The organism is Kribbella sp. VKM Ac-2571, assembly GCF_004362255.1.
Taxonomy (GTDB): Bacteria; Actinomycetota; Actinomycetes; order Propionibacteriales; family Kribbellaceae; genus Kribbella; species Kribbella pratensis.
On record NZ_SNWS01000002.1, the window covers coordinates 230,509 to 251,801 of the forward strand.

A 21,293-nucleotide genomic window follows, 5' to 3' on the forward strand; every position below is an offset into this window, starting at 1 on the left:
TTCGTTACTCAAGTAATGAACCGAGGAAGGGGGGTGGAGTGGTGTTCGACGACCGGAGTCCGATCTACCTGCAGATCGCCGAGCAGATCAAGAACGACATCGTGACCGGCGCGCTGGCCGAGGACGAGCAGGTGATGTCGACCAACCAGTACGCCGCCTTCTACCGGATCAACCCGGCCACCGCGGCCAAGGGGTTCGCCCAGCTGGTCGACGACGGTGTCCTCTACAAGAAGCGCGGGATCGGCATGTTCGTCGCGCCGAACGCCCGCGACCTGCTCCGCACCGGCCGCCGCGACTCGTTCTTCGCCGACGTCGTCGACCCGATGATCCGCGAGGCCAAGGCGATCGGCATCCCCCTCAAAGACATCCTCCAGCACATCCGCACCTACGGAGACGCCTGATGACCGCCGCCCTGACTGTCAGGACCGAGGATCTCTCGGTCCGGTTCGCCGGTGTGCCCGCGCTGGACCGGCTCGATCTGCGTCTCGCGCCGGGGAAGATCCACGGGTTGCTCGGCCGGAACGGGTCCGGCAAGAGCACGCTCGCCGCGACACTGGCCGGTTTCCGGCGGCCTGACGAGGGGCGGGTGCTGATCGAGGGTGGTGACCTCGGTGCGGCGCAGGAGCCGTACGAGAACGCGGTCGTCACGAGCCGGGTGTGTCTGATCCGCGAGTCCGGTGACCGTCCGGACGCCGTACCCGTCAAGCATGCGGTCGGCCTCGCCGCGGCGCTGCGGCCGTACTGGGACGCCGACCTCGCCGGCGAACTCCTGGACCGCTTCGAGGTCCCGCTGAACAAGAAGATCCAGAAGCTCTCCCGCGGTAAGAAGTCCGCGCTCGGCGTCGTCCTCGGTCTCGCCAGCCGCGCCCCGCTGACGATCTTCGACGAGAGCTACCTGGGCATGGACGTCCCGTCGCGGAACCTGTTCTACGACATGCTGCTCGCCGACTACGCCGAGGTGCCGCGGACGATCGTGCTCTCCACCCATCTGGTGAGTGAGGTGAGCGCGATGCTCGAGGAGGTCGTGATCCTCGACCAGGGCCGCCTCGTCACCCAGTCGCCGGTCGACGCGCTCCGCGGGCGTGGCGCCTCGATCGTCGGTCCGGCCGCGGTCGTCGACGAGTTCACCGCGAGCTTCACGGTGCTCGCGGAGGAACGGCTGGGCGGCACCAAGTCGACCACGGTCCTCGGCGACCTCGACCCGGCGCTGCTCGCACAGGCGACCGCCGCCGGCCTGGAGATCGGCCCAGTCGGTCTCCAGGACCTCTTCGTCCACCTCACGGGGGTCAAGTCATGAGCGAGCGAAGCGAGTTCATCAGACAGCACTGCGTATCTCGTGTCTCATCCGCGCCCGGAGCGAAGCGAGGACGTGGATGAGCTCGGCGGTCAAGGCCGAAGCGGTGCTGCCGCGTGGGGTCACCGACTGGCATCGGCTCAAGCACGTGCTGCGCGCGCTGGCGATCGGTCTGCGACCGATGCTGCTCGGCTACTGGGCGGTGATGGTCTTCGCGTTGTTCCTGATCGGGATCGTCATCCAGCTGCTGTCCGGCGGCGTCACCAGCAGCGCGTGGGACTACGGAACTCAGTCGCCGAAGTACTTCTCGATGGCGGTCGGCATCACCGTCACCCCGGCGTACTTCGCCTTGCTGATCTCTCAGGGCATCACCCGCCGGATGTTTTCGGTTGCCGCAGGCATCTATCTCGCCGGTGCCGCAGCCGCCACCGCGCTGCTGTGGGTGCTGGTCTACCAGGTGGAACACGTGCTGTACGCGTGGCAGGACTGGCCCGGCAAACTGACCAACCCGCACCTGTTCACGAGTACGTCGCAGATCGGTCTGGTGTTCGCCGAGTTCTTCCTGATGATCGTCGCCCACGAGGTGACCGGCTGGCTGCTCGGCATCACGTTCGTCCGGTTCGGATTCTGGCGCGGCGTCCTGCTGCTGCCGCTTGCCCTGGTGCCCGCGGCGGCGGCCGAGTTCCTGCTCGTCGCGCAGTGGCTCGCGGACGTGCTGAACAACATCGGGTACCACCGTCCACCCCTCGCGGTCGCCGTACCCTCCGTCCTGGTGGTCAGCGTGCTCGGCGCGTACGCCGGGTACCGGCTCCTGCAACCGATGGCAGTCAAACCGCCTAAGGGCTAAGGGGGTTATGCACAGGGGCTGTGCATAACCCGGACGGTTTCTGTGGATGATTGCGGTCCTACTGTGGATGACCGAAACTGTTGCCTGTAAAGGGTTGTGCCGGGACTACCGACAGCGGTAGAAAGGTCGACACGTTGCTTCGATCGGAGCGGCGGGTCGAACGGAAACCGAGGGCCCTCGCGGTGGGGATCCCCACCGAGGTAGACCGGTGACGGGGTCTGCCGGCCTCTACGGACCCGTATCGGGAAGCTGGAGACGTCACTTTCCTTCAGCTGTGCGGGCCCCTCCGACTCATACTCGGAGGGGCCCGCCTTTCGTTGCGCATCAAGACTCCGCAGTACCGGATTCCCGGGCGTGAGAAGGCCGGCCAGTGTGCTAAACGTTTGCGCACCGGCCGGCCCTCGAGAGGTCTACTTCAGCGTGATCGTCAGGAGCGTGCGCGCGCCGCTCGCCGGTACCTGCACCTCCGTCCCGCGGCTGGTCGTGACCAGTTGGTACTGCGCCGTGTGACCGTCGACCGCGACGTTCCGCACCTGTGCGCCGGTCGGCAGTACGGCGCCGACCGTGATCGCTGCGTCCATGTTCTTCGCGGTCACCTCGGTCGACAACGCCTTATCTGTAAGGCGTGCCGACACATCGATCGCCCCGCGGCCGACCCGGATGTTGCTACCGGCCACCTTCTGCTGGCCTTCGGGAAGTTGCGGTACGACGGCGATCCGCGCGTGTCCCAGATCGGGATCGACGCCGAGCTGCTGGTGGATCACCGGCCAGAGGATGCCGTACGCGCCCCAGGCTTGCAGCGTCATCGAGCGGTCGTAGAACGGCCGGCCGATGTTCGCCGGCGAGTCCGGCGACGGAGCGATCTCGGGCATCGCACCGGGCGTCTCCCAGACCGACGGATCGAGCTGGATCCGGGCGTTGCCGGTGGTGTACCGCTGCTGCTGCTTCGTGCCGAGACGACCGAAGTTGCCCTCCGCAACCGCCATGATCGACGTGTTCAGACCGAATATGGTGCGCTCGCTCTGGACCGTCGAGACGATCGGGTCACACGTGTCACCGCGGTTGCCGCCCTCGGCCGAGGTCGGGCCGGTGCCGGTGTGGAAGAGACCGAATTCTCCCGTGTAGCAAGAGGTTTCGCGTTGATCGAGCGCGATCTTCGCGTGCTCGGCCGACGCCAGCGGCGACGTCTGATCGGGACGAGTCAGTACCGCTTCCATCGGCGTGACGCCGATCCAGTGCCGCTGGAAGATCGGGGTGTTGTCGTTCGCCGGGTTGGCCGGGTCGTCGATCGAGTCGGCGTACCCCTTCGCCGCCGGCACCCACCATTGCGCCTCGAACTTGGACTCGAGATCGGTGGCGCGGCCGGTCGCCCACTGCTGCACCTTCGTGTCGTGCTTGGACGCGGCCAGGTCGGCCAGGTCCCGCAGACCGCGGGCGAGGTACACCGTGCTGTCGAGCTTCTCGACGCCCATGCCCGCGCGCTCGACGTTCGCCAGGCCCTCGGGCCAGCCGTCATTGTCCTTGTCGAGGGACTTGTAGATGTACTGCAGGTTCCGGACGCTGAAGTCGTACATCTCGTCGCGGAACTTGTTGTCACCGGTCCAGCGCCACAGCAGTGCGACCGTACTCGGGAACTTCACCGTCTCGTCGGTGTTGCCCGCGCTCTGGTTCGAGCCGAAGTACACGTCGCCGGTCGGTGTCACCTCGTGCGCGACCTTGCCGCTGCGGTTGTTCAGGAGGTCGCTGACAGCGCGGAGCGCCCGCAGGTGCTCCTTCACGGTGTCGAACTGTCCGGCCGCGACTGCGGCGAAGGCCGTGTACTCGCCATCGGTCGCGAACAGCCACGGATAGTCCGGGAAGCCGGCGCCGAACCAGCGGGCGGTCGGCACCGTCCCGACTGGCGCCGGGTAGTCCTTGCCTTCGTTCACGTCCCGGATCCGCAGGTTGCGCGCCTCCTGGACGGAATCCGCGAGGTTCTGCTTGCTCCACTCGACGCTCTGCTGCAGGAGACGGTCACCAGGAAGGTCCACTGCAGACTGCGCATCGATCTGTTGCCGCGCGGAGGTCTTTGCCCGCAGCAACTTGTCCGGGGCGCTCAGCGCCTTGCCGTACTCGCGTTCCGCGGCCCGGCTGCCCTGATCCGATCCGGCCACGGCGAACCAGATCGTCTTTTGCTGACCTGCCGCCAGCGGTACGTCGTACGTGAGCCGGCCGCCGGTGCCCTTCCCGACGAGCGAGTCGTCGCAGCGCGCAGGCGTCGTACCGTCGGCCGGACACGTCACCGCCGGACTCTGCGGTCCGCGGTGGTCCGCGCCGAGCTGGTGGCTTGTCGGACGCAGGGACGATCCGACGAAGGCGGCGTAGTCGTGCGCGGTCGCGTTCGGGTACGACGGGGTGCCCTGCTCGCGGAAGCGGAGCGCGCCGTCGCTGAAGTCGCCGGTGTCGGGCAGGTTCGCGTCCGCGGCGCTCGGAGTGGTCCAGCCCCACGGGTACGGCTGCATCAGCTCGGAGTGCGCGTCGACGTCGAGCTTGACCGTCTTCGCCGTACTCGAGCTGAGGGTGAGTCCGACGAGCGTCGCGCGGATGCCGTCGGGGACGAAGTCGGTACGGCGTACATTCACGGATCCGGAGTAGTCGATCCGGCTGTACCCGTGGCCGCTGGTGTACTTCGTCGCGGGCACCTGCTTGCCGAGCCAGTTGCCGTCGAGCCCGAACCAGATGCCGTCCAGGAGCTTGATCGGCTGCGACCAGAAGCCGCCCATCTCACCGCGGATGTGCCACCCGGCGGCGGGGTAGAGACCTGACTCGTCGCCCATCGCGTAGGCCCGGTCGCCGACGATGAGCGAACGCCGGTCGGTGAGGCGAGTGGTCTCGGAGAGCTCGGACGCAGCGGCCGGTGAGGTGGCGGTCGCGAGGCGCCCGGCCGAACCGGCGACGGCCGATCCGGTGGTGCTGGACGGACCGGCGAGGGCCGAGGCGGTGCCGGCCAGGATGGTCGCGGTGGCGAGCAGAGCGATACCGGCGGCCCGGCGTACCGGTCTGCGGGGTGGGGCTGCACCACGTCGGCTACTTCGGTTGATCGGATAGGGAGTCATGGCGGTTCCTCCTTCTCGCGGCGCCCGGGGAGAAGCGCCGAAAATCAGCCAGGGGTCGAGCTGCCCCTGATCACGAGTTCTGGTCGCAGCAGGCGTTCGACCGGGGTCCCGTTGCTGGAGCCGGTCAGGATCGAGATCAGTTCCTCGGCGATCTGGTCCATCGGTTGCCGGAGGCTGGTCAGGCCGGGGGAGACGACCTCGGCGAGCGGCGAGTCGTCGAAGCCGGTGACGCCGACGTCGTGGCCGGGGGTGAGGCCGCGGCGGGTGAGCTCGCGGAGCGCGCCGAGCGCGAGAATGTCGCTCAGGGCAACGATCCCGTCGACGGTCCGGCCGGCGTCGAGCAGCCGCGCGGTGGCGCGGGCGCCCTCCTCGATGCTGTCCTCGCGGCACCGGACGGTCAGCCCGGTCGTCGGCAGACCGAGGTCCTTGCAGGCGTCGCGCCAGCCGCCGACCCGGTCCTCGCCAAGCCCGGACGATTTCGGCCAGCCCAGGAAGGCGATCCGGCGACGGCCGCTCTCGTACAGGTGCCGGACCGCCATCGCGGAGCCGGCCGCGCCGTCGACGTCCACCCACGGGCCGGGTTGCGTGGTTTCCTTCCACACCCGGCCGAAGCTGACGAACGGGATGTCCTGTTCCTTCAGCCAGCCGTGCCGCGGGTCGTGCGTCTCGGTCTGCGACAGGACGAAGCCGTCGACCATCCGGCGCGCGTGCAGATCGTCGTACGTCGGCATACCGTCGACGCCGCCCGGTGCGGTGAAGAGCAGGATGTGCCGGCCGGTGCGTTCGGCGGCCGCGCAGAGGGCGTGCAGGAACTGGTCCATCACCAGGTGCGTCTGGTTCGGCCAGCTCGGCACGCAGTACCCGATCAGCTCGACGGCGCTGGTGCGGAGGCTGCGGGCGTTACGATTGGGCCGGTAGTTGAGCAGCTCGATGGAGCGGTTGACGCGTTCGAGCGTGTCCGCGCGCAGGCGGTGCGGGGCGTTCAGCGCGTTCGACACCGTCTGCACGGAGACCTCGGCGTGGGCGGCGACCTGCTTCAAAGTAGCCACAGCGACCTCCCACGGACGTTTTGAACGTTAAAAACAATCCGCAGTCTCTCCCTGAGGTTGCCGTGCTGTCAACGGTTCAGAGCACCGGAGGACCTTGCTCGATGACGGCTCGCGTCTCGGTGACGGGCAGTGGCGGGATCCATCGGCCCCACCATGTCGCTCCGGCCTCGGCGAACGCGGCCGGGTCCCCGCCGCTCACCTTCACGTCGAGGTCCCGGCCGCTGTCGGCGCGTAGCGCGCGGACGTCGTCCGGGGTGATTTGCTGGGGTGCGTCCGTGGTGCCTTTGTACGCGCAGGAGCCGTCCCAGCGGAGGATCCGCCGCCGTACCGACGGGACGAGAAAGTTGCCTCCTACCCAGATCGGGATCCTCGGCTCCTGCACCGGCCGGGCCGTCAGTTGCGCGTCCTTCAGCGTGTAGTGCTTCCCGTTGAAGTTCACCGGCTGTCCCGTCCACAGCTCGTCGATGATCGCGAGCCCTTCGTCGAGCATCTCCGCGAGCCCCCGCGGATCGTTGCTCTCCATGAACGGGTCACCCGGGTCGCCGATCCCGCCTCCGAGAATCATCCGGCCGCCGGACAGGTGATCCAACGCCACCGCCTCCGCCGCCACCTTCCACGGCCGCCGCCGGGGCAACGGCGTGACGGTGGTCCCGATCCGGATCCGCTCGGTGGTTATCGCCATCGCCGCCAGACAAACCCACGGATCGTACGTCGGCTGCGACGCATCCCCCTGGTAGACCAGATAGTCCTCCAGAAACAACCCGTCCCACCCCGCCCCCTCCACAACCTTCGCCAACTCCGCAAGCCCCCGCGGATCCCGCCCCACCCCCACCGCCCCCACCGTCACCGAAAACCTCATACCCCCGACGCTAACCCCACCCCCCGACACCCCCCGCCCACCGACACCCCCCCGCCCACCGACACCCACCGCCGCCCGCTCCGCCCGGGATAACCGCCTCTCGACCTTGCGCATCCGCATCACGTCCGGCGTGACCTCGCCCTGCCCGATCTCGCCTCCGCTGCCTGCTCTAGCGCCCGCTATGTGGGCGGTGATCAGCCCGATCCGCGCTCATGCAACAGGCAATGGTGGGTCGACACCTGCTATTGCATGTCCCCAGTCCCCGCCGCCTGTCCCCAGTCCCCACCACCTGTCCCCAACCCCCACCGTCTGACCTCGGTCCCCGCCACCCCCGCCACCCCCGCCACCCCCGCCACCCCCGCCACCCCCGCCACCCCCGCCACCCCCGCCACCCCCGCCACCCCCGCCGCCACCCCGGCCGCCGCCCGCCGTCGCCGCGCCTGTCAGCGCCGGCTGTCGCCGCGCCGGTTGGCCATCCCGCCCGTCGGGCAGACGACGGGTTATCCCCTCGCGTGCGGGGTTCTCCCTTCGTATACGAGTAGAGAACCCACGACGCGGGGGGATATCCCGTCGTGTTGGCGTGGTGGGGTGATGTGGCCGCGGAGGTGGCGCTTGGGGTGACGTGGCCGTGGAGGCGGGTGGGTGGGGTTGGGGCGTGCGGAAGAACGGGTAGTGCGGGGGTGGGGCGGGCTTTGGGTGAGCGGGCTGGCGCTCGGGAGTGGGGTGCAGCAGGCCCGTGGCGCGGGGGACTACCCGTTGTTGTGTGCGTCAGGCGGTGTGGCCGCCGTCGATGGTTAGGGCGGTGCCGGTGATGTACGACGCGTTCGGGCCGGCCAGGTAGGTGATGGCGGCTGCTACCTCGGCGGGGGTGCCGAAGCGGGGGAGGGACAGGTTGGTGAGTTGGGCGGCGGCGAAGGGGCCGTCGGACGGGTTCATGTCGGTGTCGGTCGGGCCGGGGTGGACGACGTTGGACGTGATGCCGCGCGGTCCGAGTTCGCGGGCGAGGCTCTTGCTCAGGCCGGTCATCGCGGACTTGCTCATTGCGTACAGCGTCATCCCCGGCCCGGGCACCCGCCCCGTCACGCAGCTCCCGAGGTGGATCATCCGGGCACCGTCGGACAGGTGCGGTACGGCGGCCTGCGCGGCCACATAGGCCCCGCGGACGTTGACCGCGATCACTCGGTCGACGTCCTCCAGCGAGAGGTCGGTGATCGGCGCGATCGCACCGACGCCGGCGTTGTTGACCAGGATGTCCAATCCACCAAGGGCTTCCGCAGCCCGCCGTACGCCGTCACCGACCGCCACCGCGTCACCCGAGTCGACCGCATAGGCGAATCCGCGCCGCCCGAGCGCCTCGATCTCTTTCACCACCGAAGCCGCGGCGTCGGCGGACGAGTTGTAGGTGATCGCAACATCCGCGCCACGCTCCGCCAGTGCGACTGCGGTCGCCGCGCCGATCCCGCGGCTGCCGCCGGTGACCAGGGCCTTCTTGCCAAGTAGTTCGTTCATGCCTTCAAGTTCAGCGGCACGACGACGGCGAAGCTGGCGAGAATCGGCCACCGGATCCTCGCGTCGCAAAACCGCGAACCTGCCCTCCTCCACGCCGGCGGCTCAGCCAGAAGACGCGCCGGCTGCGGGTGGCTTGAACAGGTTCCGGTGGCGTTGCACCGGGGATTTCCTGTGCGATGCCACCGGTTGGGGTGCACCGGCCATCATCCCGTCGCCCACTCCACCTCCATGTCGCAAAACCGCTAGGAACTGTCGGTGGCGGCAGGGATGCTGGAGGGCGTGTACGAGTGTAGGGAGCGATGCATCCGGGCGGTGCAGTCCAAGGACGCGCGGTTCGACGGGTGGTTCTTCACGGCGGTCCTGACCACCAAGATCTACTGCCGACCGAGCTGTCCGGTGGTGCCGCCGAAGGTCGAGAACATGCGCTTCTATCCGAGCGCCGCGGCCGCCCAGCAGGCAGGCTTCCGCGCCTGCAAGCGGTGCCGTCCCGATGCGAGTCCGGGCTCACCCGAGTGGAACGACCGCGCCGACCTGGTCGCCCGGGCGATGCGCCTGATCGCGGACGGCGTCGTCGACCGCGACGGCGTACCGGGGCTGGCCGGTCAGCTCGGGTACAGCGTTCGCCAGGTGCAACGTCAGCTCCAGGCCGAGCTCGGCGCCGGTCCGCTCGCGCTTGCCCGGGCGCAACGTGCACAGACCGCCCGGTTGCTGATCGAGACGAGTGAGCTGCAGATGGCGGACGTGGCGTTCGCCGCCGGGTTCTCCAGCGTGAGGACCTTCAACGAAACGGTGCAGGAGGTCTTCGCGCTCGCGCCGACCGAGCTGCGCCGCCGAGCCCGCCGGGGTACGACGTCTGCCACGCCCGGAACGATCTCGCTCCGGCTCCCGTTCCGCGCACCGTTGACGCCCGACAACCTGTTCGGTCACCTGATCGCGACCGGAGTACCGGGTGTCGAGGAGTGGCGCGACGGCCACTACCGCCGCACGCTGCGACTCCCGCACGGGCACGGTGTCGTCGCCCTGCGGCCGATGCCGGACCACATCGCCTGCCAGCTCTCGCTCACCGATCAGCGCGATCTCGCGATCGCGATCAGCCGTTGCCGCCGGATGCTCGACCTGGACGCGGACCCGGTTGCCGTCGACGACCTGCTCGGCACCGATCCCGTACTCGCTCCGCTGATCGCGAAGGCGCCCGGCCGCCGGGTCCCGCACACGGTCGACGGCGAGGAGTTCGCCGTACGGGCGGTGCTCGGCCAGCAGGTGTCGACGGCCGCGGCACGGACGCACGCGCACCGCCTCGTCCTGCAGCACGGCGAGCCGATCGAGGACGCGGCAGGAGGGCTCACGCATCTGTTCCCGACGATGCAGGCGCTCGCGGAGCTCGACCCGGAGACGCTGGCGTTCCCGAAGTCTCGCCGTACGACGCTCACCACGCTGATCGCGACGCTCGCGCGCGGTGAGATCGACCTGGGCGCCGGCGCCGACTGGGATCGTGCGCGCGAGCAACTGGCCGCGCTGCCGGGGATCGGGCCGTGGACGGTGGAGTCGATCGCGATGCGCGCTCTCGGTGACCCCGATGCCTTCGTGGCCAGCGATCTGGGCATCCGGTACGCCGCTCGTGACCTAGGCTTGTCCGAGGCCCCCAAACTCCTGACCGACCACGCCCGCGCGTGGCGGCCTTGGCGTGCGTACGCCGTGCAGTACCTGTGGGCCACTGGCGACCATGCGATCAACAAGATCCCCACGGAGTGACGAATGACCGAACTGACCACCGACCGGCTGCTGCTGCGCAATTGGCGCGACTCCGATCGGGAGCCGTTCGCCGCGCTGAACGCGGACCCGGCCGTGATGGAGCACTTCCCGGCCACGCAGACGCTGGAGCAGAGCGACGCGCTGATCGACCGGCAGATCCCTGCCATCGAGGAGCGTGGATGGGGGCTGTGGGCGGTGGAGGTGCGGGACACCGGTGAGTTCATCGGGTTCACCGGGTTGTCGGTGCCGAGCTTCGAGGCACATTTCATGCCGGCTGTGGAGATCGGCTGGCGGCTCGCGAAGGGTGCCTGGGGCAACGGCTATGCGACCGAGGCGGCCCGCGCGGCGCTGGCGCACGGCTTCGGGCCGGCCGGGCTGGACGCGGTCGTCTCGTTCACCACGACCACGAATCTGCCGTCGCAGCGGGTCATGCAGCGGATCGGCATGGTGCACGACGAGCCCGGCGACTTCGACCACCCGCGCATCGAGGAGGGCCACCGGCTGCAGCGGCACGTGCTCTACCGGATCGACCGCGCGCAGTGGGAGTCCACCCGGTGACGTACGCCGTCGTCGACAGCCCGCTCGGTCCGCTCACGCTCGTGGGGACCGATGCGGGCGAGTTGACGGGGCTGTACATGGACCAGCAGCGCTACCGCCCGGAGCAGGCGGGCTTCGGTGATCGCGACGACGCGGTCCTCCCCGCGGTGGCGGAGCAGCTGGACGAGTACTTCCACCACGGCCGCACGACCTTCGACGTACCGCTGCACCTCGTCGGTACGCCGTTCCAGCGTGACGTCTGGGTCGCACTCCAGGACGTCCCGTACGGCACGACCACGACGTACGCCGGTTTTGCTGAAACGCTCGGTCTGAAGCCGGGGTCGGCTCGGGCGGTCGGGCTGGCGAACGGGAAGAACCCGATCAGCATCATCGTGCCGTGCCACCGGCTGGTCGGCTCGACCGGCCACCTCACCGGGTACGGCGGCGGCATCGAACGCAAGCAGGCGCTGCTCGATCACGAACGGGGAGAAAAACTGCTCACTGGATGAGCACTTATCCGGCGCATGCCGGTTTCATGAACGAGAACGAGGCCCTGAACTGTGCGGATGTCGACGAGTGGCGTGGCTGGCTGGCTGCCAACGGGCGGAGTGAACGGTCGGTCTGGCTCGTCGTGCATCGCGAGGCGGGCGGTCTCAATCTGAAGGCTGCGGTGGAGCATGCGCTGTGCTTCGGGTGGATCGACAGCAAGACGGTCCGGCGCGACGAGCGGACGACGTACCAGTGCTTCACGCCGCGGAACCCGCGGAGCACCTGGAGCAAGGTGAATCGTGAGCGGGTCGAGCGACTGACCGCGGCGGGGTTGATGATGCCGCCGGGTGAGGAGCTTGTGGCGCACGCCCGGAGCACCGGGACGTGGGATCTGCTCGCCGATGCGCAGAACCTGATCGTCCCGCCCGACCTGCGGGCCGCGCTGGCGGCCGACCGGCGGGCGGACGAGAACTTCCGGGCCTTCCCGCCGTCGGCCCGCCGGACGATCCTCGAGTGGATCACCCTCGCCAAGCGCGCGGAGACTCGGAAGCGTCGGATCGCCGAGACCGTCGCGCAAGCCGCCAACGGCAACCGGGTCCGCTGAGAACCGACGCAACCGGGTCCGCTGACGGCCGACGCAACTGGGTGCTTCGACCGGCCAAGTACGGCACGGTCAGCCGGCTGTGTGGGCGGTGTCGTCCAAGCGCTCGGCGGCCGGGACCTCGTGAGGTTCGGTCGGTTTGGTGGGTTTGCGAGTGAGGCGGCGCGCGAGCGGCTCGGTGTAGCGCGCGGCGACCGGGCCGAGGATGACCAGGATCAGCACGTACGCCGTGGCCAGCGGACCGAGCTTCGGTTCGACGCCGACCGCGAGACCGGCGATCACGATCGAGAACTCACCGCGCGCGACCAGCGTCCCGCCCGCGCGCCAGCGACCCGCGGTCGAGATGCCCGCACGCCGAGCGGCGTACCAGCCGGTGATGATCTTCGTGAACGCGGTCAGGATCGCCAGCCCGAACGCGATCGCCAGCACCGGCGGGATCTTCGCCGGATCGGTGCTCAACCCGAAGAACACGAAGAACACCGCGGCGAACAGGTCGCGCAGCGGACTGAGCAGGTTCCGGGCGCCGTGGGCGACCTCACCGGACAACGCGATGCCGACCAGGAACGCGCCGACCGCCGCCGACACCTGCAAGTGCTGGGCGATTCCCGCGACGAGCAGCGTGAGGCCGAGGACGACGAGCAGCAGCATCTCCGGGTTGTCCGAGGAAACGGCCCGGCTGATGACACGCCCGTACCGGAGCGCGATGAACAGCACCACGCTGACCGTCCCGAGCGAGATCAGCAGCGTGATGCTCCCGCCGGCCAGCCCGACGCCGGCCAGCAGCGCGGTGAGGATCGGCAGGTAGACCGCCATCGACAGGTCCTCGAGCACCAGGATCCCCAGGATCACCGGTGTTTCCCGGTTACCGAGCCGGCCGAGATCTCCGATGACCTTCGCGATCACGCCGGACGACGAGATCCAGGTGACACCGGCCAGTGCGACCGCCGCGACCGGACCCCAGCCGAGCAGCAACGCGACCCCCGCGCCAGGCAACGCGTTGAGCAGGAAGTCGACCGCTCCGGAGATGTACTGCGTCTTCAGCGTGCTGACGAGATCGGACGCCGTGTACTCGAGCCCGAGCAGCAACAGCAGCAGGATCACGCCGATCTCGGCGCCGGTGGCGACGAACTCCTCGCTCGCCGCCAAGGGCAACAACCCGCCGTGCCCGAACGCCAGACCGGCCAGCAGATAAAGGGGAATCGGCGAGAAGCCGAGGCGGCCGGCGATCCGGCCGAGGATGCCGAGGGCAAGGATGACCGCGCCCAACTCGATCAGCAGGGCGGTGATGTTCTCGTGCACCTCAGCCCCCGGCGATCAGATCGGCCACGGCGTCGACGCCCTCACGGGTACCGACCACGACCAGGGTGTCGGCGGTCGCGAACCGGAAGTCCGGCGTCGGCGACGGGGTCGCCCCGGTACGCCGCAGTACCGCGACGATCGACGCGCCGGTGCGGCTGCGGGCCTGGGTGTCGCCGAGCGTCCGGCCGGAGTACGGCGACTTGGCGGTGATCGGGATGTGCTCCGTGACCAGGTCGATCTCGATCTCGCCGCGGACCGGGTCGAGCTGCTCCGGGATCAGCCACTGCGCGAGCGCGGCCGCCTCGCCCGGACCCAACGGGACGCTGGCCTGGCACTCGTCGTCGTCCTCGGGATTGTGGAAGCCGAGGAACCGCCGGCCGTCGTTGTGCACCACCACCGAGACATGCTGACCGGCGTCGGTGACCAGGTCGTACCGCACGCCGATTCCGGGCAACGTCGTCTTGGTCGGGTGATTCATCATGCTCCGATCAATAGGTGGCGTCTGCAACCATTCTCTCAAACCGGGCAAGGCTTGTTCGGACAAGTGGTGTGACCTGGGATGCAATCAGGTGCAGTGCAACTGGTTGCATAGGTAGCCTCGGGGTCATGGCGCTGGAGCACGCGATTCTGGTTTCGCTGACCGAGCGGGCCGGGTCCGGGTACGAGTTGGCCCGGCGGTTCGACCGGTCGATCGGGTACTTCTGGCCGGCCACGCATCAGCAGATCTACCGGGTGCTGCGCCGGATGGACGAGGCGGGCTGGGTCAAGCACACCGAGATCGCCCAGGACGGGCGCCCGGACAAGAAGGTGTACCGGGTCGCGGCGGCCGGGCGTGCGGAGTTGGCACGCTGGCTGGCCGAGCCGGAGGATCCCGCCGTACTGCGAGACGGCCTCGGGGTGAAGTTGCGCGGCGCCTCGCTCGGATCAGTCGAACTCGTGCTGAAGGAGATCGAGCGGCACCGGGCCGAGCACGCGACGCGGCTCGAGGTGTACCGCGGGATCCAGAAGCGGGACTTCCCGAAGCCGTCCGGCCTGCGCGGCCGAGAGTTGCACCAGTACCTCGTACTGCGCGGCGGGGTCCGCGCCGAGGAGTCCTTCGTCGCCTGGTGCGACGAAGTGATCGACGCCCTCCGGAAGGACAACCGATGAGTTCCTATCCGCATCTGCTCGAGCCGCTCGATCTCGGCCATGTGGTCCTGCCGAACCGGGTGATCATGGGGTCGATGCACACCGGGCTCGAGGATCGGTTGAGCGACCTGCCCAAGCTGGCGGCGTACTTCGCCGAGCGTGCTCGCGGTGGCGTCGGCCTGATGGTGACCGGTGGCTACGCGCCGAACCGCACCGGCTGGCTGACGCCCTTCGGGTCGACTCTCGTCAACCGGCGACAGGCCCGGAAGCATCGCCTGCTCACCGATGCCGTGCACGCCGAGGGCGGCCGGATCGCCCTCCAGATCCTGCACGCCGGCCGGTATTCGTACCACCCGTTCAGCGTCTCCGCCTCCGCGCTGAAGGCCCCGATCAACCCGTTCAAGCCCCGCGCTCTGTCCGATCGCGGTGTCCGCAAGCAGATCGAAGCGTACGTCGACTGTGCGGCGCTCGCCCGCGAGGCCGGGTACGACGGCGTCGAGATCATGGGGTCCGAGGGGTACTTCATCAACCAGTTCCTGTCCGAGCGCACGAACAAGCGGACCGACCGCTGGGGCGGCAGCCCGGAGAACCGGCGCCGGCTCGCGGTGGAGATCGTCCGGCGGACCCGGGAACGGGTCGGAGACCGCTTCCTGATCATCTACCGGCTGTCGATGGCCGATCTGGTCGGGGGCGGGCAGACCTGGGACGACGTGGTTGCTCTGGGCAAGGAGATTGAGGCGGCCGGGGCGTCGATCATCAACACGGGCATCGGCTGGCACGAGGCGCGCGTCCCGACCATCGTCACGTCCGTGCCCCGGGCGGCGTTCACCAGCGTGACCGCGGCGTTCAAGCCGCACGTGAAGATCCCGGTCGTCACGTCGAACCGGATCAACCTGCCTCAGGTCGCCGAGGAGGTCCTCGCCCGCGGCGATGCAGATCTGGTCAGCATGGCCCGCCCGTTCCTGGCCGATCCGGAGTGGGTGCTGAAGGCAACAACTGACCGGGCCGACGAGATCAACGTCTGCATCGCCTGCAACCAGGCGTGCCTGGATCATGTGTTCGCGAAGAAGAAGGCGAGCTGCATGGTCAATCCGCGGGCGGCTCGCGAGACCGAGTTGCAGTTGCTGCCGACCCGGCGTACCAAGAGCATCGCTGTCGTCGGAGCCGGTCCGGCTGGTCTCGCGGCGGCTGTGACGGCGGCCGAGCGCGGGCATCACGTGGAGCTGTTCGAGGCGGATGCGGAGATCGGCGGGCAGTTCGGGATCGCCCAGCAGATCCCGGGCAAGGAAGAGTTCGCCGAGACGATCAGGTACTACCGTCGGCGGCTCGAACTGACCGGCGTCAAACTGCACCTCGGCCGCCGCGCCGGGGTCGACGACCTGGCCGGGTTCGACGAGATCGTGCTCGCGACCGGCGTCGTACCGCGAGTGCCCGCGATCCCCGGCATCGATCACCCCAAGGTCCTTTCGTACGTCGAGGTTGTCCGCGAACGTCAACCGGTCGGGGACACGGTCGCGGTGATCGGGGCCGGCGGGATCGGGGTCGATGTCAGCGAGTTCTTGACCACCACGACGCCGGATCTCGCCGCATGGAAGGCGGAGTGGGGCGTCGGTGATCCCACATTGCTCCCCGGTGCGCTCGCCGTACCTCGGCCGGAACCGTCGCTGCGCAAGGTGTATCTCCTGCAGCGCAAGGCCGGGAAGATCGGCGCCGGGCTCGGGAAGACGACCGGGTGGGTGCATCGGGCGGCGTTGAAGAACAAGCAGGTCGAGCAGTTGCGTGGGGTGAACTACGAACGCATCGACGACGAAGGCCTGCACGTCACGTTCGGCCCGAAACGCGAGAAGGCGCGCGTGCTCGCCGTCGACACCGTCGTCGTCTGCGCCGGCCAGGAACCGGTCCGCGACCTCGCCGAGGTGCTCCGCGCCAGCGGTCGTCCCGTCCACCTCATCGGAGGAGCGGACGTAGCCGCCGAACTCGACGCCAAGCGAGCCATCGAGCAAGCGACCCGGCTGGCCCTCACGCTCTGACGCTGTACCGAAGAACGGGTAGTAGTCGCGCGCGTGGGCGCCCCGCAAGCGCGACCAAGCGCGGTCGGCGGGGCTTCCGGCTACCTCTACCCGTCCTTCGGTACGCCTAGTGCACCCCGCCCGGTGCACTAGTGCTCGTTGGCGCCGTCCTGCCCACCTAGTGCACTGTACAGCGTACGCGCACTAGTAAATGGGAGCTGGATATGAAGACTGTGCTGATTTCCGGTGGTGGGATTGCGGGTCCGGCGCTGGCGTTCTGGTTGCGGCGGTTCGGGTTCGCGCCGACGGTGGTCGAGATCGCGTCGGCGCCGCGGTCGGGTGGGCAGACCGTGGACCTGCGCGGGGTGTCGCGCGTGGTGGCCGAGCGGATGGGGCTGATGCCGGCCGTCGCCCAGCGGCAGCTGCACGAGCGCGGGCTCGCGTACGTGAAGGCCGACGGGCGGCAGGCCGCGGCGATGCCCGCGGAACTCCTCGACGGCGCCGGGCCGGTCGCGGAGATCGAGATCCTCCGCGGCGACCTCGCCGGGATCCTGGCCGACGCGACGAGCGAGGTGGAGTACCTGTACGGCGACTCGGTCGCCGAGCTGACGCAGGATGCGAGCGGCGTCGACGTGACGTTCGCGAGCGGGACGCGGCGGCGGTTCGATCTCGTCATCGGCGCGGACGGAGTGCACTCCCGGGTACGGCGGCTCGCGTTCGGGCCGGAGGAGCAGTTCGTGCGCCACCTCGGCGGCTACACCTCGTACTTCACAGTCGAGGCGCCCGAGGACCTGGGCCATTGGATGAAGCTCTACACCGCTCCGGGCGGGCGCTGGGTCGGTCTGCGGCCGGACCGCGATCCGCGGTTCGCGAAGGCCCTGTTGAGCTTCCGGTCGCCAGTGCTCACGTACGACCGGCGTGACGTGGAGGCGCAGAAGCTGCTCGTGCGGTCGCGCTACGAGGGGCTCGGCTGGCACACCCCGCAGATCCTCAACGGGTTGGACGCGGCCGACGATTTCTACTTCGACACCATCAGCCGGGTCGAGGTGCCGGAATGGTCCCGCGGCCGGGTCGCGCTGGTCGGTGACGCCGGGTACTGCGGTTCACCGATGGCCGGCCACGGTACGGCGCTCTCACTCGTCGGCGCGTACGTGCTGGCGGGCGAGCTGGCCACTGCGCAGGGCGATCACGTCCGCGCGTTCCCGGCGTACCAGGCCCGGATGCAGGCGTACGTCGAGCAGCGGATGGAGCTGCCGCCGGGCGGGATCAAGATGGCGATGCCGATGAGCCGGTTCGGGATCGGCTACCGCGATCTGATGCTGCGGGTGATGACGTCGCGGCTGCTGGTCGGCGTACTCGCGAAGTCGGCCGTCGCGAAACCGGACGCGATCGACCTGCCCGACTACTCAGTCCAGCGGGCTGACCCACTCCGGGTTGCGGCCGAGGAGGCCGAGTAGCTGGTCGAGGTCGGGGGCCGTGCCGGAGACCTTGACGCTACGTTCGAACGCGTAGCCGGCGCCGCGGTTCGCCTCGGTGTCGGGGATCCGGCGGGCCAGGGTGAGCGCCATCTCGACCATGTCGGGCGGCGGGTTGTACGGGACGTCGATCGCACGGGCCAGGTCCCAGGCGTGCACGACGCAGTCGAGCTGGTGGAAGGTCAGTGCGATCCGGCGCGGGAACGAACCGAACTCGCGAACCTCCACCAGCCGGTCCAGCGCGCCGCCGTCGGCGAAGGCGTCCGCGACCCGCACGTTCGAGCGGCGGTAGGCGCCGGCCGGGTTGTCGCCGAGGCGACCGCCGGTCCAGACGTGCACGGAGGCCGAGCCGTTCAACGCGGCCGCGGCGAGGCCCTCGTTCTGGCTGACCAGATGGCGCATCAGCCCTCGCACCGTCCAGTCGGGGCACGGGGTGGGAAACCACAGGTGCTCGGGCCGTACCTGCATCACGACTTCCCCGAGCACCGCGCCGGCCCTGCGATCCAGATCCCGGATATCCATCCGCGCTCCTCCCGTCGCCTTAAGGAGCATAGGCCGGTACGGCGGACTTCGCAGGGAATCGCGTGGAATACAAGGAAAATCCCGCGGCGGGTTGCAACAGGTCGGGCCCGAGTGTCGCGGCAAATGCGCGAGCGGTCAGGAGCCGGCGGTTTCCTTGGCGGCTGCCTTCGCGGCCTTCTTGAAGGAGCGGACCTCGGCGAGGGACGCGGCGTCGGTGACGTCGGCGATGGAGCGGCGGGAGCCGCGGTCGCCGTAACCGCCCGCGGCCTCACGCCAGCCCTTCGGGGCCACGCCGCGCTGCTTGCCGAGCAGGGCCAGGAAGATCTTCGCCTTCTGCTCACCGAACCCGGGCAGCGCCTTCAAACGCCTCAGCACCTCGGCGCCGTCGGGTTTCGGGCGGCCGGAGAGCCAGATGTTGGCGGTCTCACCGTCGTACTTCTCGATGATCTCCTGCGCGAGGGCGTGCACCCGGCGGGCCATGGAGCCGCCGTACCGGTGGATCGCCGGCGGGGTGACGCAGAGTTCGACGAAGGTCTCCAGGTCGGTCGCGGCGATCTTGTGCAGGTCGAACCCGTCCATCCGGTTCGCGATCTTCAGCGGACCCGAGAAGGCGTGCTCCATCGGGTACTGCTGGTCGAGGAGCATGCCGACCAGCAAGGCGAACGGGTCGTCGTTGAGCAACTTGTCGGCATCCGGGTTGCCGGTGAGGTGCAGTTCGCGCAGCATGCGGCCAATCTTGACACGGTTGGGGGGTGTCTGAGGGCGGCTGGCGGCGAGGTAGTGCGCTTACGATGTACGCGCACTAGTTGAAGGAGATGTATGAGCGGAGCGCCGTACCAGGTGATCGCGGCCGAGTTGCGGCGGCGGATCGAGGCCGGGGAGCTGTTGCCGGGGGATCGGGTGCCGTCGACGCGGGCGTTGGTCCGCGACTTCGGGGTGGCGATGGCGACCGCGACGAAGGCGTTGCAGGTGCTGCAGGCCGACCAGCTGGTGCATCCCGCGCCGGGGGTCGGCACCGTGGTCGGTCCGCCGCCGCGTTCCCGGCGTACGGCGATCGCACCCGACGGAATTCCGGACCTCAATCGCGACGAGGTCGTGCGGATGGGGATCGCGATCGCGGACGCCGAAGGGCTGGCGGCGTTGTCGATGCGGCGGATCGCGGCCGAGCTCGGGGTGTCGACGATGGCGCTCTACCGGTACGTCGGTGGCAAGGACGCCCTGGTCGTGCAGATGGTGGATGCGGCGATCGGAGAGTTTCCGCTCGGCGAGATTCCGGCGTACTGGCGGGACGCGGTGACGGCGGTGGCGCGGGTGCACTGGGCGGCGTACCGGCGGCATCTCTGGCTGGCGAGCGCGATCAGTCTCAGCCGGCCGCAACTGGTGCCGCGGTTGCTGCCGCACACGGACGCGGTGCTGCGGGCGTTGCGCGGGTTGGAGAAGGGCGCGGCGTTGTCGACGGTGATCAGCCTGTTCGCGTACGTGCGCGGGATCGCGCTGGTGATGGAGTCCGAGGCGCAGGCCGAGCAGGACACCGGCGTCACCGCGGACGAATGGGCCACCCGGCAGGGCGACCAGTTGGCGGCGATGATCGCGGCCGGGAACCTGACGGCCTTCCAGGAGTTGCTGGCCGACGGTTTCGACTACGAGTACGACCTGGACCAGCTGTTCGAGTTCGGCCTCTCGGTCTTCCTGGATGGTCTCGCTTCCCGGGGAAGGGGTGTCTGATGTCCCCGCGCCTACTGCGGGGCACTCGGCACGGCACCTCGCCGCACGGGTGCAAAGGCCACGATGCTCCGCATCGAGACCTTCGCCCCCGCACGCCGATGCACCGCACCGAGCACCTCCTCGCGACGGCGCGGGAACACCAGACACCCCTTACGCTGAGTGCTGACGACTTCTCCGGAGGTGGCGATGGAGCCTGTGTTCGCGCCGGGTGTGCCTGTTGGCGTGCGGCGGTTGTACGAGCACCGGCCGGAGTTGTTCGTGGCGGCCGACGCGCCGCGGCCGAAGCGGCAGACGTCGTGGTCGGTCGCGCCGGGCAACACGTTCGGGACGTTGCTGGTGTGGATCGCGGTGTGTGTCGGCGGGTGGATCCTGGCGCTGATCATCATGGCGGCGACGCTGCCGACCGCGGTGGCGGCGTGGGGCTCGGTCGCGCTCGCCGGGGTCGCGGTGCTCGCGACCGGCGGGATCCTGGTGAAGTCGGCGGTCGAGGACCGCGGGCACAAGGCGGTCCGCCTCCAGCACGGGAAGTACCTGCTACCGGAGGACTTCGACGAGCCGGCCGCGCGGCTGCTCGGGCGGGCGCAGCGGGCCGTGAAAACGGTGCTTGAGGCAACAGTTACCCGGCGTGGCCTGCTGGACGACGTACAGAACGAGCTCGTGCTGCCGGAGCAGTTGTGGGACATCGCGCAGGTGCTCCGCGAGCAGACAGTACTGCGGGCCAGGCAGCAGGACGTCGCGCGCGGAATGGCGACCGCCGAGCTCGACGCCGTACTCGGACCGCAGCGTCGTGCCCTCGCGCTCTCGGTGGACGCGATCAAGCGCAAGGTGGATCTCCTGGACAGGTACGCCGACCGCGTCCGCTCCGCCGACGCCGCGTTGCGCGCCGAGGCTGCGCTGGACGACGGCGACCGCTACATCGAGCTGCTCGCCCGCACCGAACCCGTCGGCGACACGTCCGTCGTACAGGGCTTCACCGACGAGGCCGGCGCCCTGAAGGAAACCCTCACCCGCTCCATCAACGCCGCCCGAGACGCCGGCCGGACGTTGGCCCTCCCGGAGTAACCCCAACTTGGTCGGTCAGCCAGCCAAATGAGGGGTTCTAC

20 protein-coding genes are annotated in these 21,293 nt (G+C 69.3%); 12 read left to right on the plus strand and 8 right to left on the minus strand.

Translation table 11 applies throughout. The features are described from left to right. The first annotated feature begins 41 nt into the window (after positions 1-41). The 3 genes from EV651_RS05095 to EV651_RS05105 all read left to right on the plus strand — a co-directional run bounded on the left by EV651_RS05095 (position 42) and on the right by EV651_RS05105 (position 2,141). Positions 42-401: a GntR family transcriptional regulator gene (locus tag EV651_RS05095; protein ID WP_133782546.1), complete on the plus strand. Its 360-nt coding sequence runs from the start codon at positions 42-44 to the stop codon at positions 399-401. Then, a complete protein-coding gene (locus tag EV651_RS05100; RefSeq protein WP_133782548.1) occupies positions 401-1,297 on the plus strand; it encodes an ATP-binding cassette domain-containing protein in 897 nt (298 codons plus the stop codon). The genes EV651_RS05095 and EV651_RS05100 overlap by 1 nt, the downstream gene beginning before the upstream one ends. 76 nt (positions 1,298-1,373) lie before the next feature. Beyond that, a complete protein-coding gene (locus tag EV651_RS05105) occupies positions 1,374-2,141 on the plus strand; it encodes a hypothetical protein (protein WP_133782550.1) in 768 nt (255 codons plus the stop codon). A 410-nt stretch (positions 2,142-2,551) separates the two neighbouring features. Here EV651_RS05105 and EV651_RS05110 read toward each other — a convergent pair whose 3' ends face one another. From EV651_RS05110 to EV651_RS05130, 4 genes are all read right to left on the minus strand, one after another. Further along, positions 2,552-5,236: a glycogen debranching protein gene (locus EV651_RS05110; RefSeq protein ID WP_238156675.1), complete on the minus strand. Its 2,685-nt coding sequence runs from the start codon at positions 5,234-5,236 to the stop codon at positions 2,552-2,554. 44 nt (positions 5,237-5,280) lie between these two features. After that, positions 5,281-6,285 (minus strand): LacI family DNA-binding transcriptional regulator, encoded by a 1,005-nt coding sequence (locus EV651_RS05115; protein ID WP_133782552.1) that lies wholly within the window; start codon positions 6,283-6,285, stop codon positions 5,281-5,283. Between the two features lie 76 nt (positions 6,286-6,361). Beyond that, a complete protein-coding gene (locus EV651_RS05120; protein WP_133782554.1) occupies positions 6,362-7,144 on the minus strand; it encodes an LLM class flavin-dependent oxidoreductase in 783 nt (260 codons plus the stop codon). A 768-nt stretch (positions 7,145-7,912) separates the two neighbouring features. Beyond that, the gene (locus EV651_RS05130) at positions 7,913-8,653 is read right to left on the minus strand and encodes an SDR family NAD(P)-dependent oxidoreductase (RefSeq protein WP_133782556.1); all 741 of its coding nucleotides are present in this window, start codon (positions 8,651-8,653) and stop codon (positions 7,913-7,915) included. A 279-nt stretch (positions 8,654-8,932) separates the two neighbouring features. Here EV651_RS05130 and EV651_RS05135 point away from each other — a divergent pair, with 279 nt between their 5' ends. Genes EV651_RS05135 through EV651_RS05150 form a run of 4 tightly spaced genes read left to right on the plus strand, consistent with a single transcriptional unit; the run spans position 8,933 to position 12,035 of the window. Next, on the plus strand, positions 8,933-10,405 hold the full coding sequence (locus EV651_RS05135; protein ID WP_133782558.1) for an AlkA N-terminal domain-containing protein: 1,473 nt from the start codon (positions 8,933-8,935) through the stop codon (positions 10,403-10,405). Between the two features lie 3 nt (positions 10,406-10,408). Further along, complete coding sequence (locus EV651_RS05140; RefSeq protein WP_133782560.1) at positions 10,409-10,963, plus strand: GNAT family N-acetyltransferase; 555 nt, start codon at positions 10,409-10,411, stop codon at positions 10,961-10,963. After that, a complete protein-coding gene (locus EV651_RS05145) occupies positions 10,960-11,451 on the plus strand; it encodes a methylated-DNA--[protein]-cysteine S-methyltransferase (RefSeq protein WP_133782562.1) in 492 nt (163 codons plus the stop codon). The genes EV651_RS05140 and EV651_RS05145 overlap by 4 nt, the downstream gene beginning before the upstream one ends. Beyond that, positions 11,448-12,035: a YdeI family protein gene (locus tag EV651_RS05150; protein WP_202870165.1), complete on the plus strand. Its 588-nt coding sequence runs from the start codon at positions 11,448-11,450 to the stop codon at positions 12,033-12,035. Before EV651_RS05145 ends, EV651_RS05150 begins: the two co-directional genes overlap by 4 nt. A 69-nt stretch (positions 12,036-12,104) precedes the next feature. Here EV651_RS05150 and EV651_RS05155 read toward each other — a convergent pair whose 3' ends face one another. Beyond that, entirely contained in the window at positions 12,105-13,331 is a 1,227-nt protein-coding gene (locus EV651_RS05155; RefSeq protein ID WP_133782563.1) for a cation:proton antiporter, read from the minus strand. A gap of 1 nt (position 13,332) precedes the next feature. Then, positions 13,333-13,812, minus strand: coding sequence for a cation:proton antiporter regulatory subunit (locus EV651_RS05160; RefSeq protein WP_238156676.1), 480 nt, complete (start codon positions 13,810-13,812; stop codon positions 13,333-13,335). 125 nt (positions 13,813-13,937) lie between these two features. Between EV651_RS05160 and EV651_RS05165 the strand changes: the two genes are divergently transcribed. From EV651_RS05165 to EV651_RS05175, 3 genes are all read left to right on the plus strand, one after another. Further along, the gene (locus EV651_RS05165; protein WP_133782565.1) at positions 13,938-14,480 is read left to right on the plus strand and encodes a PadR family transcriptional regulator; all 543 of its coding nucleotides are present in this window, start codon (positions 13,938-13,940) and stop codon (positions 14,478-14,480) included. Then, positions 14,477-16,489, plus strand: coding sequence for an NADPH-dependent 2,4-dienoyl-CoA reductase (locus EV651_RS05170; protein WP_133782567.1), 2,013 nt, complete (start codon positions 14,477-14,479; stop codon positions 16,487-16,489). The genes EV651_RS05165 and EV651_RS05170 overlap by 4 nt, the downstream gene beginning before the upstream one ends. Positions 16,490-16,692: 203 nt before the next feature. After that, positions 16,693-17,925, plus strand: coding sequence for an FAD-dependent monooxygenase (locus tag EV651_RS05175; RefSeq protein ID WP_133782569.1), 1,233 nt, complete (start codon positions 16,693-16,695; stop codon positions 17,923-17,925). Here EV651_RS05175 and EV651_RS05180 read toward each other — a convergent pair. After that, a complete protein-coding gene (locus EV651_RS05180; protein WP_133782571.1) occupies positions 17,875-18,465 on the minus strand; it encodes a TIGR03086 family metal-binding protein in 591 nt (196 codons plus the stop codon). The genes EV651_RS05175 and EV651_RS05180 overlap by 51 nt on opposite strands. 135 nt (positions 18,466-18,600) lie before the next feature. Further along, positions 18,601-19,191 carry an HhH-GPD-type base excision DNA repair protein gene (locus EV651_RS05185; RefSeq protein WP_133782573.1) on the minus strand — a complete coding sequence of 197 codons (591 nt, stop codon included), beginning with the start codon at positions 19,189-19,191 and terminating at the stop codon, positions 18,601-18,603. 93 nt (positions 19,192-19,284) lie between these two features. Here EV651_RS05185 and EV651_RS05190 point away from each other — a divergent pair, with 93 nt between their 5' ends. Both EV651_RS05190 and EV651_RS05195 read left to right on the plus strand, forming a co-directional pair. Then, positions 19,285-20,190 carry a GntR family transcriptional regulator gene (locus EV651_RS05190; RefSeq protein ID WP_133782575.1) on the plus strand — a complete coding sequence of 302 codons (906 nt, stop codon included), beginning with the start codon at positions 19,285-19,287 and terminating at the stop codon, positions 20,188-20,190. Positions 20,191-20,376: 186 nt separating this feature from the next. After that, positions 20,377-21,252, plus strand: a complete 876-nt coding sequence (locus tag EV651_RS05195; protein WP_238156677.1) for a hypothetical protein — start codon at positions 20,377-20,379, stop codon at positions 21,250-21,252. Positions 21,253-21,293 lie beyond the last annotated feature (41 nt).

Coding starts and splice junctions, on each gene's coding strand:
- EV651_RS05180 (WP_133782571.1), bottom strand. CDS start 18,465: ATGGATATCCGGGATCTGGATCGCAGGGCCGGCGCGGTGCTCGGGGAA.
- EV651_RS05170 (WP_133782567.1), top strand. CDS start 14,477: ATGAGTTCCTATCCGCATCTGCTCGAGCCGCTCGATCTCGGCCATGTG.
- EV651_RS05195 (WP_238156677.1), top strand. CDS start 20,377: ATGGAGCCTGTGTTCGCGCCGGGTGTGCCTGTTGGCGTGCGGCGGTTG.
- EV651_RS05110 (WP_238156675.1), bottom strand. CDS start 5,236: ATGACTCCCTATCCGATCAACCGAAGTAGCCGACGTGGTGCAGCCCCA.
- EV651_RS05140 (WP_133782560.1), top strand. CDS start 10,409: ATGACCGAACTGACCACCGACCGGCTGCTGCTGCGCAATTGGCGCGAC.
- EV651_RS05130 (WP_133782556.1), bottom strand. CDS start 8,653: ATGAACGAACTACTTGGCAAGAAGGCCCTGGTCACCGGCGGCAGCCGC.
- EV651_RS05185 (WP_133782573.1), bottom strand. CDS start 19,191: ATGCTGCGCGAACTGCACCTCACCGGCAACCCGGATGCCGACAAGTTG.
- EV651_RS05175 (WP_133782569.1), top strand. CDS start 16,693: ATGAAGACTGTGCTGATTTCCGGTGGTGGGATTGCGGGTCCGGCGCTG.
- EV651_RS05160 (WP_238156676.1), bottom strand. CDS start 13,812: ATGATGAATCACCCGACCAAGACGACGTTGCCCGGAATCGGCGTGCGG.
- EV651_RS05120 (WP_133782554.1), bottom strand. CDS start 7,144: ATGAGGTTTTCGGTGACGGTGGGGGCGGTGGGGGTGGGGCGGGATCCG.
- EV651_RS05105 (WP_133782550.1), top strand. CDS start 1,374: ATGAGCTCGGCGGTCAAGGCCGAAGCGGTGCTGCCGCGTGGGGTCACC.
- EV651_RS05150 (WP_202870165.1), top strand. CDS start 11,448: ATGAGCACTTATCCGGCGCATGCCGGTTTCATGAACGAGAACGAGGCC.
- EV651_RS05165 (WP_133782565.1), top strand. CDS start 13,938: ATGGCGCTGGAGCACGCGATTCTGGTTTCGCTGACCGAGCGGGCCGGG.
- EV651_RS05100 (WP_133782548.1), top strand. CDS start 401: ATGACCGCCGCCCTGACTGTCAGGACCGAGGATCTCTCGGTCCGGTTC.
- EV651_RS05190 (WP_133782575.1), top strand. CDS start 19,285: ATGAGCGGAGCGCCGTACCAGGTGATCGCGGCCGAGTTGCGGCGGCGG.